This is a genomic window from Gilliamella sp. ESL0250 (genome assembly GCF_013345045.1).
Lineage (GTDB): Bacteria > Pseudomonadota > Gammaproteobacteria > Enterobacterales > Orbaceae > Gilliamella > Gilliamella apicola_H.
In genome coordinates, this window is the sequence record NZ_JAAEDV010000009.1 from 24400 (window position 1) to 43404 (window position 19005).

11 protein-coding genes are annotated in these 19005 nt (G+C 35.9%); 3 read left to right on the top strand and 8 right to left on the bottom strand.

The features are described 5' to 3' along the window. Window positions 1-24: 24 nt before the first annotated feature. The 4 genes from feoB to mgtA form a co-directional block, all read right to left on the bottom strand. Window positions 25-2349, bottom strand: a complete 2325-nt coding sequence (gene feoB / locus GYY69_RS08080; protein ID WP_174797216.1) for a Fe(2+) transporter permease subunit FeoB — start codon at window positions 2347-2349, stop codon at window positions 25-27. After that, the gene (locus GYY69_RS08085; RefSeq protein WP_174797217.1) at window positions 2346-2588 is read right to left on the bottom strand and encodes a FeoA family protein; all 243 of its coding nucleotides are present in this window, start codon (window positions 2586-2588) and stop codon (window positions 2346-2348) included. The genes feoB and GYY69_RS08085 overlap by 4 nt, the downstream gene beginning before the upstream one ends. 583 nt (window positions 2589-3171) lie before the next feature. After that, a complete protein-coding gene (locus GYY69_RS08090) occupies window positions 3172-3939 on the bottom strand; it encodes an endonuclease (RefSeq protein WP_202984976.1) in 768 nt (255 codons plus the stop codon). A gap of 1246 nt (window positions 3940-5185) precedes the next feature. Beyond that, the gene (gene mgtA / locus GYY69_RS08095; RefSeq protein ID WP_202984977.1) at window positions 5186-7894 is read right to left on the bottom strand and encodes a magnesium-translocating P-type ATPase; all 2709 of its coding nucleotides are present in this window, start codon (window positions 7892-7894) and stop codon (window positions 5186-5188) included. A 712-nt stretch (window positions 7895-8606) separates the two neighbouring features. Here mgtA and GYY69_RS08100 point away from each other — a divergent pair. Beyond that, window positions 8607-9284 (top strand): hypothetical protein, encoded by a 678-nt coding sequence (locus tag GYY69_RS08100; RefSeq protein WP_174797219.1) that lies wholly within the window; start codon window positions 8607-8609, stop codon window positions 9282-9284. Between the two features lie 103 nt (window positions 9285-9387). Here GYY69_RS08100 and GYY69_RS08105 read toward each other — a convergent pair whose 3' ends face one another. The 3 genes from GYY69_RS08105 to GYY69_RS08115 all read right to left on the bottom strand — a co-directional run bounded on the left by GYY69_RS08105 (window position 9388) and on the right by GYY69_RS08115 (window position 14371). Continuing rightward, a complete protein-coding gene (locus tag GYY69_RS08105; RefSeq protein ID WP_174797220.1) occupies window positions 9388-11280 on the bottom strand; it encodes a DNA topoisomerase III in 1893 nt (630 codons plus the stop codon). A 71-nt stretch (window positions 11281-11351) separates the two neighbouring features. Continuing rightward, a complete protein-coding gene (gene zntB / locus GYY69_RS08110) occupies window positions 11352-12353 on the bottom strand; it encodes a zinc transporter ZntB (RefSeq protein ID WP_174797221.1) in 1002 nt (333 codons plus the stop codon). Window positions 12354-13240: 887 nt separating this feature from the next. Beyond that, entirely contained in the window at window positions 13241-14371 is a 1131-nt protein-coding gene (locus GYY69_RS08115) for a hypothetical protein (RefSeq protein WP_174797222.1), read from the bottom strand. 975 nt (window positions 14372-15346) lie between these two features. Between GYY69_RS08115 and argS the strand changes: the two genes are divergently transcribed. Continuing rightward, window positions 15347-17080: an arginine--tRNA ligase gene (argS, locus tag GYY69_RS08120; RefSeq protein ID WP_174797223.1), complete on the top strand. Its 1734-nt coding sequence runs from the start codon at window positions 15347-15349 to the stop codon at window positions 17078-17080. 70 nt (window positions 17081-17150) lie between these two features. Here the strand turns inward: argS and GYY69_RS08125 are convergent, their stop codons facing one another. After that, on the bottom strand, window positions 17151-17441 hold the full coding sequence (locus tag GYY69_RS08125; protein WP_174797224.1) for a putative quinol monooxygenase: 291 nt from the start codon (window positions 17439-17441) through the stop codon (window positions 17151-17153). Between the two features lie 454 nt (window positions 17442-17895). On the opposite strand from GYY69_RS08125, the gene GYY69_RS08130 reads away from it, so the two are divergent. Beyond that, window positions 17896-18912: an amidohydrolase family protein gene (locus tag GYY69_RS08130; protein ID WP_202984978.1), complete on the top strand. Its 1017-nt coding sequence runs from the start codon at window positions 17896-17898 to the stop codon at window positions 18910-18912. Window positions 18913-19005 lie beyond the last annotated feature (93 nt).

The following is a 19005-nucleotide window of genomic DNA, read 5'->3' on the forward strand; positions in this document are numbered from 1 at the left end:
TTTACAAATTAGCCAGCCATTTATTTACTGACAGCACGATGATTTTTTACAGTGGGATGAATTTGGCGCTGTTGATTGATTAAAAGACGAATATCGCCCTAAAGTACGCATAAACAGTACCACTATAATAATAAATGCACTGCACCCAAACAGCCACCAAACGGCTACAGGCGAATGCCCAAGCAACGTAAATTGATAATAAATGGTTGCCGTAAGCCACGCAACGGTAAAAGTCCAAATTGCCACAAACACCATCCACTTAAAACCAGCTTCGCGATAAACAGCACCCAACGCCGCAGCACAAGGAGTATAAAGTAAAATAAAAATTAAATAACTCATCGCAGCCGAAGGTGAACTAAACCCATTTTTAATTTGTGAAATTGTTGTCGAATCCACCTCTAAATCAGTCTTTAGTGAATCCATATCTTGTGAAGCAGTATTAAATCCTAATGGATCTAAAACAGCATTCGACAAACTTGCCAGATTTTTTGGAATGGTTGCTAGCGCCTCTAAAATCCCTTGTGACAAACTAAATGGTTCGTCTTGCTCGTTATCATCATCGATAGAATAAAGCGAATTGAGAGTTGCAATTACCGATTCTTTAGCAAAAATACCAGTAAAAATACCAACTGTTGCTGGCCAATTATCGTGTTTAATCCCCATCGGTGAAAATGCAGGAGTGATTTTTTGACTAACAACAGAAAGCACAGAGTTTTGTGAACTTTCTTGCTTAAACGAACCATCACTCCCCCATGAGTTAAGCACACTTAATACCGTTACCATCAACACAATGGCTTTACCTGCTCTAAAAATAAATGACGTTAAGCGCTGCCAAGTCAAACTAATTAGATTACTTAAAGTCGGAATACGATACACAGGCATTTCCATAATAAATGGTGTGAGCGAACCTTTTAATAAAGTGAATTTGAGCACAAATCCCGTCACCATTGCCACTGCAATGCCTAGCAAATATAAAGCAAACACCACTATAGAGGAGTTTTTAGGGAAGAATATCACCGCAAATAATGCATAAACCGGCAACCTTGCTCCACATGACATAAAAGGGATCATACAAATGGACATAATGCGATCACGTGTACTTTCAAGCGTTCGCGTGCCCATAATGGCTGGCACACCGCAGCCAAATCCCACTAGCATTGGCACAAACGCTTTACCCGGCAACCCGATACTGCGCATTAGCCGATCGATTACCATTGCTGCGCGTGCCAAATAACCAGAATCCTCTAGAAACGACAAACAAAAAAACATCGCCCCAATAACAGGAATAAACGTTGAAACAGTTTGAATGCCACGACCAATACCATTGGCTAAAATAGCTGTAATCCAATTTGGAGCATTGATGGCATGAAGTAGCTCGGTTGTGCCATTAACAAAAATAGTGCCACAAAGCACATCAAAAAAATCAATAAACACCGCACCAAAATTAATCGCCACCATAAACATGGCATACATAGCTAACAAAAAGAACGGGATTCCAGTAATACGCCCTAACGCAATATTATCTAACCTATCAGAAAACCGACGGCTAAGCTCACGCGGCTTCTCAATGACTTTTTTACAAATTACATCAATCGTGTCATAACGGGCGCTAGCAAGTGCCACATCGATTTCATTATCACACCACTTTGCAAGCGACAAGCGGCAGTCCGCTAACATTTTGGTTTCACGTTGTGATAAGTGATAGCGCGAATCATCTAATAAGGCATCTATCAATTGCCAGCGATTAAATTGGCGCACAACACTATCTTCAGGCAGATCGCAAATATAACCATGAATCACCGCTTGCTGATCCTCGCCAAGCAAATCAATCGATGGCTGTGCTGCATATGGATGCATTACCATGTTTTCGATTTGTTGATAAAAGCCCTGCAAGCCGGTTTTTTGACGAGATGATATTGCCACCACAGGACAACCCAGCAAAGTTGACAACAGATCAACATTAATCTGTTCGCCCATGGCTTTAACTGCATCGCTCATATTTAACACAACAATCATCGGTACTTGTAAATCAATCAACTGACAAGTTAAATACAAACTACGTTGCAAATTAGTTGCATCAATAATATTAATAATCACGCATTCACTTTCGGACAGCACGAATTGGCGCGCAATAAGCTCATCTTGCGAAACACTAAGCAGATCAGGCTCAATTGAATACGTACCAGGCAAATCGATAACTTCATATTGTGTATGATGATAAGTGAACATACCGGTTTTACGTTCAACAGTCACGCCCGGCCAGTTTCCTACTCGCTGTTTTGAACCCGTTAGTATATTAAATAACGTTGTCTTACCACTATTAGGGTTACCAATTAATGCTATCTTCACGCACTAACCTCCATCACTTCAATGGCTTGTGCTTCTTTACGACGCAAGCAAAGCGCAAATCCACGCATTTTAATTTCAATCGGATCGCCAAGTGGCGCAACGCGCACAGCCAAAACCTTACAACCCGGCGTAATGCCCATTGCAAGCAACTTTCGACGAAAGGGTAACGATTCAGGTAATAATCGAGTAATCACCGCCTCGCGCCCTAAAGGTAACTGATTAAGGGTTAAAGATGACATTGTGCTTCCTAAAAATAACGATAGTATTGATAAAAGTAATCGTATTAAATCAAAGATGCATATCTTAAAAAATAATCAAAATTATTTTTAGTGTAAAAATGCGAATTATTCTCAATAACAACAAATAACACGTAAAAAATCGCAAAAAATATTAAAATCATAGAAAAACAAAACTCATTTGGTTTTGCCCTTTTATATCTATAAAATAAATCGTAACAATAGTTTTCAATTGTTTTAAAAGCGTTATTGTTTTCATAAAAAAACGTTCAAATAGCATATTGATTTTAATTAAATTTTATATAGATTAATTCAAACTTACCCCGACATACGCTAATTATTCATTGGAATTTATATTAGCAAAACGAGGAACCAAGAAGTGAAAATAAATTCTCTGGTTGTTTTCCCTGACTAGCGCTTTATGTCATCACATTCGGTTTTCGACGTTTTATAGGATCGTATACCAACTCTAGGCATTTGAGAACTAGCAGCTTTGCTAGGCTTAAGATCGTCTAAATGGAGATAATGTTTAAGAAAATTATTTAAATTTTTGTATAAAAAACCGACTTGAGTCGGCTTAATTTGGTTAGTTACATTGTGAGGTAATAAGTTTATTATCATTACCCTGAATTTGTTTAATTTGTTGATTGCGCTTGCATTCCCATTGTTTAGGAGGATACATTTTATTCCACTCGGTCATTAATTTATACTCAGAATCTGATAAATTTATATTGTATTTATTCGACATATAGAAATAGGTTCGTGCTATTGTTCCTCGAATCTCGTCGCGCGGTTGAAATTTTCTTCCTTTAAAATCAACGGCTGATTGGCATTTTCCATATTGATTAAATTCTTTAGTGAATTGCGAATAGCGATAATTTGACCTATCACCATTTACCTCACCAATAGCGGGTTGTAGATTGTGTATATCCCCCTCCATCAAGTTGAACGTAACATCTTTTTTACACGCTTTACGTCCGCCATCGCGCCAGCACTGTAGGTGACGTCCAAAATTTTCGGCTGGCATAACGTGTTCCCACTCAATGCGTTCTGCTCTTGTTTGATTTTTTCTTGGAGTGTAACCGCATTTAGTGAAGTCAACAGTCCCTTTTTTATTGTTAAAACTGAATTCACATCCGCAATAAAATTCCGTTTGTTTAGGGTTTTCGTTATAGATTTTAACTAACTGGTTTTTTGCCCAATTAAAATTTTGTTTGCTGTTAACGGTTGGTTGCTCGACTTGTACCAATGAAACTGAACCATCGTGTGAATTTACAACATAAACACCCATAGTATCGGCATAACTAAGATTACAGCACGAGAAGATAAATAATGCGATGAATAGCTTTTTCATAAATCCTTTTAAAAACAACTCCAAAACATATAAAAATTTTAATATTTTTATATAAAAAGCATTGATCTTTAATATAAGATAACTTACAACGTTAGCTATCAAATGAGAGAATTGATAAAGTAATTCCCCGAACTAAGACAAAGGTTTAAAAAGAATTAACATGAAGTTAAAAATATTCATTTTAATTCTGCTACTTTTGATTAGCTCCCCAGCATTCTAAAATAGTTCAAAGTTGAGAGTGACGCCCTATCAATGCCTTCCAATATAACAACTATTATTTAATAAATCAAGGCGATTATAAGGTATTAACTCGATCCAAAATTAACAAATCGAGTAATAAAAATGAGGTATCAACAGCAAAACTTTTAAATAAAATATAAACAATAACACAATGATTAAACAAACCAAGTTAGACTTAAACATGTCAGAAACTAAGTTTATAGTCGAAAGCATTAAACTTTTAAAAAATAACAAAAAAATCTCTAGATAAGGCTTTCAGATTGCGGACAAATCTTAATATCATTCGGAATTTATGCCCGTATTTATCACTCAAATTTTAATTAATATTTTTGTTAAACCTGTAAAAAAATAGTAGACCAAACTGTCGTAATAAGAGTGGTTTTATTGGTTTTTTTATCTGGCATAACTTTTTTACTCTATGTACTTGAGCAAATTTAATTGGCTTTGCCTTTATCGGTCTATCAGATATGTCATCTAATAATTTTTTGGTGGTTTTGACTTTGGTACATTGTGATAATAAAGGATATTATTTACACCGTATCGATTCAGAATGATTATGATGATAACCTTTTTTTCGGCTAGTGATTTTATGCGCTAGCGTTGTCTGCCCGGTCAAGTATAGGTATTGTGTTGGCTATTATAGATAAATGCCTATTTCTGCTTGGCTGGCTTGCGTGTGAGGCGACGAGAACTTGGTACTAGATAGATTTGTTCGGTTAATAGTAAATAGCAAGTGGGGCGGTAAATGAACCCTCAATAATTTGAGGGTTTTTATTGCATGTTAACTTAAATTATTAAAGTAAATCATTTTACTTTTAATTGCTGTTGTGCTTTCTTTTGTTTGCGGCTTTTGATTAGCATAATTAAATTTTTATGTGGTGTTTTCATAGATTATTTCCTTTTAGTTATAATTATAGGGTGAATAAATTAGTTTTTAATAATTTTTTACTATATAAATTTTAAGATTGCTAAGCGATGTTAATATCGCTTAGCTGTTATTGGTCAATTAAAACCATTGACCAAAGCGTTTGATATAAATGCGTTTCATCAATTGTGCAACACAGCAATAGCTAAATAGGGTTGCTAAAAGCCATGGAAAGTATGACCAAGGTAATGGTTGTAAACCAATTAATCCACCTAGTGGAGAAAACGGGATATAAATACCTACAGCCATAATTAACAGTGTCATCACAATAACAGGAAATGCTGCGGTGCTTTGCACAAATGGAATTTTTTGTGTTCTAAGCATGTGCACAACCAATGTTTGTGACAATAACCCCTCAATAAACCAGCCTGAATGAAACAGCGATTGCGCTTCAACACTGTTTGCACTGAATACAAACCACATTAGTGCATAGGTTGTAATATCAAAAATAGACGATGTTGGTCCAATCCAAATCATAAAACGTCTAATATTTAGCGCATCCCATTTGCGTGGTTTTTGTAAAAACTCATCGTCCATTTTATCCCATGGTAATGAGAGTTGAGAAATATCATACAGTAAGTTTTGAATAAGTAAATGTATCGCTAGCATAGGCAAAAATGGTAGAAACGCACTAGCTACTAATACTGAAAAAATATTCCCAAAATTCGAACTTGCGGTCATGTTTAGATACTTCATAATATTACCAAAAGTTTCGCGACCGCATATTACACCTTCTTCCAATACCATTAGGCTTTTTTCAAGCAGAATAATATCGGCAGATTCTTTGGCAATATCCGTTGCAGTATCGACCGAAATTCCTACATCAGCATCGCGCAGCGCAGGTGCGTCGTTTATACCATCTCCTAAAAAGCCAACGGTATGACCGTTATCTTGCAATAATCGGATAATTCGCGATTTTTGCAGCGGTGTTAATTTAGCAAAAATAGTGCGTTGTTCGATTTGTATTTTGAGTTCAGCATCATCCATTTTTTCAATTTCAGTGCCAAGTAATGGAATACCTGGCTCTAAACCAACTTCTCGGCAGACTTTGATGGTGATGATTTCATTATCGCCTGTTAAGACTTTAACACCCACACCATGTTCATTCAATGCTGAAATCGCTTCGAACGCACTTTCTTTTGGTGGATCTAAAAAGGTTAAAAAGCCACGAATAGCAAGTGCTGTTTCGTCTTGTACTGTGTATTGTGCTTTTGTTTCGCTAGCTGGAATATCTTTTACACCAACCGCTAATACTCTAAAACCATCTTTGTTGTAGTTATGCGCGAGTGCAATTAACGCTTGTTTACGTTTATCGTCTAATGGTAAATATTCACCATTTTCGTAGACATGACTGGCAATAGATAGCATTTCTTCAACAGCGCCTTTGCAAATCATTAAATGGTTATCACTGCCATTTTGCACAACCACCGATAAACGACGACGTACAAAATCAAACGGTAACTCATCAATTTTTTTGTACAAACCAACACCTACTTTTTTCATGTTGGTCTTTTCTTCGGTGAAACGGATGATCGCTTTATCCATTAAGTTTTTCATACCACTTTGATAATAGCTGTTAAGCCAAGCGAGTTCTAAAACAGAGGAGTCAACTTGCCCCTTTATATCAAGGTGATGTTCTAAAATGATTTTATCTTGCGTTAAGGTACCTGTTTTATCAGTACATAAAATGTCCATCGCACCAAAATTTTGGATAGCGTTAAGTCGTTTAACTACAACTTTACGTTTTGCCATACCAACGGCGCCTTTGGCTAGGTTAGCACTGACGATCATTGGTAACATTTCAGGCGTTAAACCAACCGCAACAGCTAATGCAAAGAGTGCTGCATCACCCCAATCATTTTTTGAAAAGCCATTAATAAAAAAGACAATTGGCACCATGATTAGCATAAAGCGAATAAGCAACCAGCTAACACTGTTAACACCACGATCAAATGAAGTTTCAGCACGCGATCCAACAATTGATTTTGCTAATGATCCAAAATGCGTATCGGCACCCGTTGCAACCACAATGGCAGTAGCGGTGCCACTGACAACATTAGTGCCCATAAAACAGATGTTATTAACATCAAGTAAATTATCTTTATTAATGTTTGATGCTTCGATATTATCGGTATTTTTTTGTGTTACCGCACCTAATGTGTCGTATTTTTCAACCGGAATCGATTCGCCAGTGAGTACAGCTTGACTAACAAATAAGTCACGAGATTCGATTAATCGGATATCCGCTGGGATCATGTCACCTGCTGATAAATAAACAATATCTCCTGGAACAATTTCACTTAATGGAATTTCAATGCGCTCTGGGGTCATATCTTTATGTGCACGTCTTAGCACGGTTGCGGTTGTGCGAATCATTGATTTTAGCGCTTCAGCCGCTTTGTTTGATCTAAACTCCTGCCAAAAACGCAATAACCCACTGAGCGATACCATGGTTAGGATGATAATAATCCCAGTTAAATCAGTTTCTTCACCATTTTGCAAAGGCAACCAAAAGTCAGTTACAAAACTGACGATGGCCAATGCTAATAATACAAATATAAATGGATTATTAAATGCCATTAATAGTTGCACTATCACTGATGGCGCTTTTTCTCGTGCGACTTCATTTTTACCATATTGTTCAATTCTCGATTTGGCACTTTCTTGTGTTAATCCTGAAAGGCTGGATTGAAATTTAGATAAAATGCTATCTAGGCTGTTTTGTGCTTCGTTGATAGCTTTGATATCTACACTATTTTGTGCTTTGGTTTTTGATGTATTTTTTGTCATCATGAGTACCTATATTCATAATTTTGGCAAAAGCATGCCAACTCATTGTTACCAAGTAACGATAAGTCATTAAATTTTGAGATGAGCTAAAATTTTTAGTGCATAGCAAAACTAGCCCATAAAGCTATTTTGTATAGCTAGTGCTAAGCATTAAATTTAATTAGCAAATAGAATTAATTAAGAATTTAGATACAACTCGGTGGTTCTAAATGTTTTTCTGAAAGATGTAAAATACGCAACATTAAGCTTTGTGCGCATTGATGTTTTGAGTTTGTGTGATAGCGTGTAAAAAAATGCATATCGTTCACCATTACCGTTTTATCAATTTCGGCTTGTGAACTGAAAAAATAGTGATTTAGACAGGTTCATTAACCGATAATGATGTGTTTAAAATTGTCTCCCCGCATTTTGGGGTGACCCGATTGAGTGTCCATATTTCTCCTGTAAATTGAACTCTTCACTTTGTATTTCAACTTCCCTTCACCCTCATTTTTAACTTCCATAACAGCTAAAAAAGGAAGAAAAGCTCAAAAGGCGGGCATTTTATACGCCTTTCCGAAACAGAAGTCAACCCATATAGCCTAAAAAGAGTGATAATTGTTAGGGAACAGCATTTATCGCCGTTTTTATCTTCATTTTATATCGAATTTATACCCAACTTACCTAATATAAGATACAATCACTTCACGATTAATTAACAGGAATATTTTAAATGGAACTTTCTGAGTTACTCCATGATAATTGGTTCAATTTAGTGATTATTTTTGTACTTTCTTTGGTTGCATTTATTTATAAAAAACGCACTAAACATAACGGTTTTGATAATATCATTAAATATACCGATATTTTAGAAAAAATCCCTCATCCAAAATATCAGACAGATTATCTAAATAACATTAAAAAAAGGCTCATTTGGGAAAAGGTCTGCTTTTACAAATCCGGCAATATTGACAAAGAAAGTATTGCCATTTCACTCGTGAATGCCGATGTTAATCATCTTATTAAACTGACTCAATTAGATTCCTTAACTCAATATTTTGGGATTGTAAAAAATCGTATTACGCCACTGAAACCCTATTTAATTAAAGAAGTTATGCTTAGCGGTGTTGCATTTGCGTTCGCATTTATTATGTTGCTTTCTAATATAATTACCATTTTTAGTTCAACTTGGATAATTAATGTCATTATTGCTATTTTGACAGTCTTTATTATTATGATCGCTTTATTTTGCTTTGCATTAGAGCCGCTTAAACGATTTAAAACCTATCTTTTAATTTCAAAAGACAGCAGCTTTTTACAAAGAGCAAATAATGAATTAGCTAAAATCATTCAAGATAAAAATAAAATTAATACCACTATTTTAGAAGAAATTAGCACATCAGAAAAATAACAAATTCAGCTATGAGATTAAAATAGTCAGTCAATATGACTATTTTAATAAATAGGATGAAACGTTATTGTTAAAAGTTATCCTATTTTTTGTTTACATGAAATCAAGCCCGAATATTCAGTCTGGTATTTTTTAACTGATTAACCAGCTCTAATAGTGATATGTTGAGCTGATGCATAAACTGCTGATATGAAAACGCTTTTTTACTAATTTCGTCCAATTGTAATTCCCAATGTGCGGTCATATCAGGCATCGACATGATATCGGGTAGCGACAAAATCAAATTTTTACCCACGTCAGTTGAGCGAATTGCTTTACCTTGACGAGTTAAAAATTGGCGTTTAAATAACAATTCAATAATGCCGGCCCTTGTTGCTTCAGTGCCTAAGCCATCGGTTTCACGCAGTATTTTTTTGATTTCAGGATTTTTAACAAATCGGGCAATTCCTGTCATAGCAGACAATAATGTTGCATCAGTAAAAGGTCTTGGCGGTTGGGTTTCTTTACTAACCAGCTCGGTATCAATACATTGCACAGTTTCGCCCTTTTTAACTAATTTAGTTAATAAACCATTACTTTCATTGTCATTTGTCTCGGTTTCAGCTTGGTAGTTTTTACTTCTAAATAAAACTTTCCAACCTTCATCAAGCATCTGGTTGGCTTTAGAAATAAATTTGCCCCCTTGAATGTCAACATCAATTTGCAATTCAGCATATTTATAAGCTGGGTAAAATTGAGCTAAATATTGCGTTGCCACAACTTGATACACCGCTTTTTCGTTATCAGTTAAGTTTTCCATTCTAGCTTTGCGCAAAGTTGGAATAATAGCGTGATGTGCTTCAACTTTTTTATCATTCCAAGCCTTGGAACGTAATGCAAAATTAGCATCACCAATAGCAGTTTGTAGTTCAGGGCAATTATTTTCAATGGCGGACTTTACGCCTGTAATTTGTTTTAAATGTTCTTCGGGTAGAAAGCGACAATCCGACCTTGGATAGGTGATTAATTTGTGTTTTTCATATAACGATTGGCAAATGTCGAGCACATCTTGAGCGCTCAATCCATTTTTTTTAGCCATTTCAATTTGCAATGCCGATAAATTAAATGGCATTGGTGGCGCTAGTTCTTTCTTTTTATTACTGACTTTATCAATTTTTCCAGATTGATTATTAATGCGCTGACAAACATTTTCGGCTAACTTTTTGACTAATACACGCCCTTCTTCATCCTGATAAGGTGCACAGGCTTCGCTGGGTTGCCATTTCGCTTTGAATATTTCATTATCTTTGGTTTGCAGCACAGCAAAAACTTCATAAAATGGTTTAGGTACAAATTGCGTTATCTCTAAATCTCGCCTAACCACCAATCCTAAAATAGGCGTTTGCACTCGCCCTATTGATAATACGCCTCGATAACCGTTTTTTTGCCCAACAATAGTACAAAGCCGGCTCATATTAATACCATAAAGCCAATCGGCTCGAGCTCTTGCTAATGCCGAGGTGGACAAAGGAATAAAATCTTGGTTACTGCGTAATTGTTGTAAGGATTTTTCAACAGCGCTAGCATTCAAATCACTGATTAAACACCGCTGTATTGTTTTGCGTTTATCTGGCGGTAATTGGCAATAATTTAGGACTTCATCAACCAATAACTGCCCTTCCCTATCTGGGTCGCCTGCGTGCACAATTTGATCGGCTGATTTAATCAGATCCACCAAAATATTAAATTGCTTTTTGGTATTTTCTTTTGGCATTAATATCCATTGTTCGGGCACGATGGGTAAATCGCTAATCGCCCATTTTTTATAACGAGGATCATAGACTTCTGGCGTGGCTTGCTCTAATAAATGCCCAATACACCAGCTCACAACATCACCATTACTTGCTTTAATAAAGCCATTGCCTTTTTGATGAGGTTTAGGTAATACATCGGCAATAGCCCGAGCTAAGCTAGGTTTTTCGGCAATAAATAAACGATAAGACTGATTAGATTGCATAAAAATGACTATTCATTAAAAATTCCAAAAGGTATAAACTATTATTCACTTTTCTAAAAAGATGAGTCTAATTACCACCATTTTTTATATTTAAGCCAAATAACTGAAACCAAACAAATCACGACAAGTAATAATATTAACCCATTAAAAGACCAATTCTGTTGGCTAAAGGGAATACCGGCTAAATTGACCCCCAGCAAACTGGTTAAAAAAGTAATCGGCGTAAAGATAATAGTAAATAGCGACATTAAATAAATTCGTTTATTGGTCGATTCAGCCAAGAAACTATTAATCTGCTCCATAATTGAGGCTATTCGTAATAAACAGCTATCTATATCAGACACATAATGATTTTGTTGATAAGAAATATCGTGTAATCGCTGACGATCGTTATCGTCAATCCATGATATTCGTTCTGTTGAAATCTTCACAAAAATATCACGTTGTGGTGATAATAATCGACGTAAGACGATCAATTGTTTACGGACACGACCTATTTCTTTATAAGAAAAAATACGTTGATTTAATACAGATTCTTCTAACTTAATGATTTTATTGTGAACACTATCAAAAGATAAATTAACTTGATCACTAATTAAATCTGACATTTGAATCAACCAATCAGCCACATCCACAGGTCCAATACCTTTTTCTAAACGATCTTTTAATTCAGCAATAGCTGCAATTTCTTGATGCCGAGTTGAAATGATCATGTTATCGGTAATAAAAAAACGAAAGGTAACAATAGGATCGGGAAGTTCATTAGGAATAAAGTTAACTCCTTTTAACACAACTAAAACCCCTGATTCAAAACGGATTTCTTTAGGTATTTGGTTTGGTTTTACCAATTCGTTTTTGATCAAATCAGGAACAAGATCTGTAGCATTTATCCAATCAATCGTTTCTTGCTTGGCAAAATCTAGATGGATCCAAAATGGCTGCGAAATGGAAGGCTTACTCTGTTCGTTAAGTGGCATTGCTTTGCCTTTACCGTCTAATTGACAGACAAAAGCAGGTTGAGCATCTAAAAGATGAGAAACAGAAATCACACTTTCACTATCTTGGTTCGTCATTACTAGTACCATTTATTATTGTTTTTTCAAATTATATACTGAATTTAGATTAAAATGGAGTCAATAATTAGTGTTTATTTTGCTTAAGGCATTAAATAAACTTGAAGGACACAAGAATTATCAGGGTGCTGATAAATACCCAACTTAACCCCAGCTAGCGACAAATATTATCCATTGTCAGAACGTCTTTGGATGTGCTTTGTTCAATAATTTCACCCTGATGAATTAATAAAATTTTGACGGCATATAATAATGCCGCTAAATTGAGATCATACAATACACAATATACCGCCAATTTCCGCTTATGAGCAAGTTGTTTTAACAATCTTAAGATCTGTTGTGGGTGATATAAATCAAGGCTGAAGTGGGTTCATCTAAAAAAGCAATTTTTCAGATAGAGGTTATCATAAAGGCTTAATCAAGATGATGACCTTAATGGTATTTTGCATTAAGTCGCCTTGATGGTCAGCAAGATCGCAATCATGGCGATTCAATCAATAATTATCCAGAAAATTGCCATTCAAATTCAATATCGGCGGAATTAGGAAGGCAAACGGGTGATCAACCTTTACTTAATACCACAGCTGATTACAATAGCAAGACCAAAAGGCACATTACAACACATAGGATAAATAGGGTAATTCTTTGATCATCAAAGAAGCAAAAATAACCGTTTTAATCTGGCCATCAAAGTGCAACTGCAGTCAACTAATATTAGCGGGATTGACGCCTTAACTACCCAATTCAATTATCAATAAACTCATATTTACGATAACACAGACTTAAAAAACACATCTAGAGGCAATTTCAACAACAAACACACTACAAAACCTCAACAGAGCCCTGCTTTTACGCAGGGTATATTTTCTTTAGTCGCAAGAAAAAAGCTAAGGAGTGACACAAAGGCCATCGTAGATAACCGGGTGGAGTGGGGTGCTCTCATAACCTTTCATTATTTGACCGTCGAATGAAGCCACCGTGAAAAATGGAACGCCATTTGCAGAGTCAGTCGTCGGGAAGTCGTCGCCACCAAATTCTGCTCCGATGTAATAATACATTTTGCCCCACTCAGAAAAGAGCCCTGCCCCTATTTGACGCTGGTAATGATTACCTGTCGATGACGGCGTGGCGCCAATGGCACCTGCCCCTCTGCATTGGCTTGAGTTATAACCACGGCAGACTGCGTTAGTGAGATCTTTTACTTTTGGAAGCCGATAACCTAAACCATCACACCACTCAGCATGGGTTGGAGCACTCTCAATATCCCATATGTCGCGAACGAGAAACCATTTTTGTAATACAAATCCATATGTTACAACCCCATTACCCTCGCTATCTTTACCAACTAATTCGAATGTCTGCGGTAAATTTGGCTTATAAATTAGACCTGGGTAAGTTGGTTTTTGACCGATATCAAGATAATTACCGTTCTCATCAACTTCACTGTCATCTAATCTAGGACCTGTTATGGTAACTCGCAGCACATCTTCTGGACCATCAAACCACCCATCCCATTCTCCTATCTCCCATTGCACTGTAGCAGTTATGCCCTCATGTGTAACGGGTTCCCAAGTCAACTGCCTTGCATCAACCCCCTCTATATCTAAATCAAAATATAATCCATTAGCGCCCGTAGTTGGAAAATTAAGCTCGTATGATGAGGGATTGATTGATTTCACAAAGAATCCTTTTTTTGGGTTCCATATATCAACAGGACCAGCATTTTCACGTGTACCCCAAACCAGATTTGGCCTAACGAAATTGATGAATGGTGATGGTGGTACTATTATTGAATCACTACGATTACCCCCTCGACCATTTTTACTGCTTAAAGCCTGTAAATTCAATGAATACGGCAATAACAACAATAGAGCCAATGCCAACGGGACTTTTCGGAATAATTTCGATAATAATTTGCAAGATATTAACAAGATGAGTGTAGTAATTTGCCTAATAGGTTTATTTAATAATTTTAAGATATAAGACTGCTGGTCTCTAAAACGATGATAATGTATCATGGCTAATCCATAAAGTAATTTTTTTTGTTTTATTTCACTTTTTATATTTCTTCGCTTACTAAACAAGCTACTTTTAATCGGTGAAATTATAGCCGTTAAAAAAAAGATTAGCTAGTTTTTTCAGGGAATTTTTTTTGTAAAGATTTATTAAGAGCTATCGATTCAGTTTTTATCAGAGTGTGGATCACATAAGATGATTTATTTAATTAAAATAATTATTTAGGTTTTAGTCGTTTTAGACTTTTGGTTAAAAAAATAGCTATTGTAATAATTTTCAAGTGAGAAGAATCTATGCGAAATCCCTAAAAAACACGTAACCACAGTTTGTTCACTGGACTAAATGTGTTAGTTTGCTTTTGAACATCGGTTGCTTTTAGATCGGTTAGAATAACCCATATACTAGAACTAGTGATGGCCGTTATACCTTTGTGAGTGACTGACGTCCAAGTTAACTAACTACCCCCGCCTATATCTAAATCAAAATATAATTCCATTAGCGCCTGCGATTAAGAAATTATGGTCATAAGATGCAAGCGTACAGTATCGTTAAAAAATTTCGAACTACTCTTTGGTCTGAACATTTTGTAAGGATTTGTTAAACGCAATTAATGGTAATCTTCATTGAGCTTTTAGTGAAAAGTTTTGCAAACCTTGTCAAAAACTTTCAGATAACTATGCGTTTGAATATGAAAATTATTTTTTTGTTTTAGAAAGCTATTTTTGTTTCAGCATTTTATGTTTAGATGATTTTATTATTACGCCGATTATCACGCTTGAAAGGTAGCTAATTTGAAATGGATTTTGGGACAAAATAGAAAACATCCGCAAAAAGATTGAGCTAGCGACGCAATTTCACTTCAAATTTTTTACATTCTTTTTTATTAAAAACCATTCTCCCCTTTTATGCGATCAGTGACAATTTGTCACTTTATCGGTATGATATTGGTCATTTTATTATAATCGATTAGGTTCAGTGTGAATATTCAACAATTATTAACGCAACGTGTTTCGCAAGCGATGATTATGGCAGGTGCAGATAAAAACTGCGACGCTCTAATTAAGCAATCAGCTAAAGCACAATTTGGTGATTACCAAGCGAATGGCATTATGGCTGTTGCTAAAAAAATGGGGATGCCCCCTCGGGATCTTGCTCAGGCGGTTTTACAACATCTCGATATTAATGATATCGCCGAAAAAGTTGAAATTGCCGGTCCTGGTTTTATCAATATCTTTTTAAAAAATAGCTGGATTGCTGAGCAAAATGAAATTGCTTTAAACAGTGATAAACTTAATATTACTTTGCCCGCAAAATCACAAACCATTGTGGTTGACTATTCAGCGCCTAATGTCGCCAAAGAGATGCATGTCGGGCATTTGCGATCAACCATCATTGGTGATGCCAGTGTTCGCGTTTTATCGTTTTTAGGGCATAACGTTATTCGTGCCAACCATGTTGGTGATTGGGGAACGCAATTTGGTATGTTAATTGCGTATCTTGAAAAAATGCAAAATGAGCATGCCAATGATATGGATCTTTCAGATTTAGAATCTTTCTATCGCGCTGCCAAAAAATACTATGACGAAGACGAAGTGTTTGCCGAAAAAGCCCGTAACTATGTAGTAAAACTGCAAGGCGGTGATGAGTATTGTCGCGAGATGTGGCGAAAGTTGGTTGATATTACCATGACGCAAAATATTGCCACTTATAAACGTTTAAATGTTACGTTATCGCTTGAAGACACCATGGGTGAAAGCATCTATAACAGTATGCTACCGGGTATTGTTGCCGATTTAAAACAAAAAGGGCTTGCCGTTGAAAGCGAAGGCGCGATTGTTGTGTTTTTAGATGAGTATAAAAACAAAGAAGGCGAACCGATGGGTGTTATCATCCAAAAACGGGATGGTGGCTATCTTTACGCTACAACCGATATTGCTTGCGCAAAATACCGTTACGAAACGTTACACGCTGATCGTATTCTTTATTATACTGACTCTCGCCAACATCAGCATTTGGAGCAAGTTTGGACAATTATTCATAAAGCCAAGTATGTGCCAGAATCATTAAAACTTGAGCACCATATGTTTGGAATGATGCTAGGTAAAGACGGTAAACCGTTTAAAACACGTTCTGGTGATACTGTTAAATTAAATGATTTGCTAGACGAGGCTTGTGAACGTGCGACAACATTAATTCGTAGCAAAAATCCTGACTTAACTGAAAGCGAGCTTGCCGAAATCGTCGATGCAGTGGCTATCGGTGCAGTTAAATATGCCGATCTTTCTAAAAATCGTACCACCGATTATGTTTTTGATTGGGATAATATGTTGTCATTTGAAGGCAATACCGCACCTTATTTACAATATGCTTATACCCGTGTGTTATCAATATTTAAAAAATCAAATATTACCGAAGACAGCTTAACAGGTAATATTAGTTTAGAAACCGATAAAGAGCGTGCCTTAGCAACTCGTTTAATTCAATTTGACGAAACAATTTCAACTGTGGCAAGGGAAGGTACGCCGCATGTACTTTGTGCTTATCTTTACGACATTGCGACGCTGTTTTCAAGTTTTTATGAAAACTGCCCTATTTTAACGGCCGACAGCGAAAGCTTGAAGCAAAGCCGCTTGAAATTGGCTTGTTTAACAGCAAAAACACTGAAAACTGGTCTTGATATGTTAGGTATTAAGACGGTTGATAAAATGTAGGTAAACCGCCACCGATGTGAATGCATGGGTGGCAGTTTTGCTAATACACTTAATATTTTGTACTTTTAAGCTACATGATTTGTTTAACAATATTAATCTCTAACCCATCAACGTGATCTTTAGCAAAGTTGGCAAATTCAACAAAATGAGGCGTTGCATTGTGAAAATCAATTGCCTGCTGTGAAGCCCATGTTTCGATCACAATAAAGATATTGGGGTTATCAATACTTTGATTAAGCTCATAGCGCACACAACCTGTTTCGGCCCTGCTACCTGCAACTAATCGTTTAAATATCGGTTGAAATGCATCATAAAATTCTGGTTTAACGGTGATTGTAGCAACAATATTTAATTGGCTCATGTTAACTGCCCTATATTTCACAATAATTGGTTAGTACAGTATACGCTTGGCATCACCAATAATCCAAAACAGAATAATAAGATAAATAATCTCATTTTTGTGACGTTCAATTATGATTATTAAATAATAAGTTATCATTTAATTTTTTATTTTATGAGTAATTTGTATTTATTGAACGCTTTTTTGTTAGTAGAAAATCTAAAAAATAATACTTTAACCATTTCATTTATTTATATATTTCATCAATTATAGTCCTTGCCATTAAAAATATTTTGGTTAGAATTTCTGCAATTTTTAATCGATAAGGTATAAGCGCAATGAACATTTGTAAATCAATAATCTTAATCACTAAAATTATTGATATTACTTGTATCCTCCTTTTTGGGGGATTTTTTTTGCCTATTGCGCTCGATTTTATCCACTTTATTCAAAATGATTGCATTAGAGGCACATTATGATTGAACATAAAAACATGTTGTTAACTACAAGAGACCAAAGTTTAAAAGCCTATTTAATGACTAAAATTAAACAAAATGGCGGATGGGTTAATGCTCATATGCATGCCGATCGTGCTTTTACTATTTCGGTTGATAGTTTTGATGTCTATCAAAAACAGACCTTAATTGAAAAATGGGATACATTAGATAAAGTCAAAGCATCAATGAGCGAAGATGATTACTATCGCCATTTTAGTATGGCGGTTGAGCGGATGATTGAGCAAGGAGTGAGTGCAATGGGATCGTTTGTTGATATTGACCCTATCGCTCAAGAACGGGCAATTAAAGGGGCGTTAAGAGCACGTGAAACCTATAAAAATGACATCACTATAAAATTAGTCAATCAAACACTTAAAGGCGTTATCGATAAAGAGGCTCGTTATTGGTTCGATAAAGGCGCTGATTTAGTTGATATTATTGGCGGTTTACCACGTCGTGATGAGCGCGATCATGGTGAAGGAATGGGACTGAAGCATCTTGATGTGCTAATGCAAACGGGTAAATCATTAGGCAAAATGGTGCACGTACATGTTGACCAGTTTAATTCTCAAGATGAGATTGAAACGGAACAACTTACCGATAAAACCCTTGAACATGGTATGCATGGTCGCGTTGTTGCCATTCATAGTATTTCGATCACAGCCCACAGTTTAGAATATCGCCAAAAACTCTATAAAAAAATGAAAGAAGCAAAAATGATGGTAATTGCCTGCCCATTTGCTTGGATCGATAGCCCACGTCGCGAAGAACAAGGCCCTACTCGTAACTCACTCACCCCAGTTGATGAACTTGCCACAGCAGGTGTTCCCGTTGCAATCGGTACAGATAATGTCAGCGATTATATGTTGCCATTTTCAACTGGCAATATGTGGGAAGAACTTAAATTATTAGTGACCGGATGCCGTTATACAGATTTAGATAATGTAATTAATGTAGCAACCAAAAATGGACGAATGGTGCTTGGGCTTGAATAGTTAATCATCTATATTAAATAAAAACCCCACAAACAATAAATAATGTTGTTAGTGGGATTTTATTTTTGCTTTGCATATAAATATTATGCACAC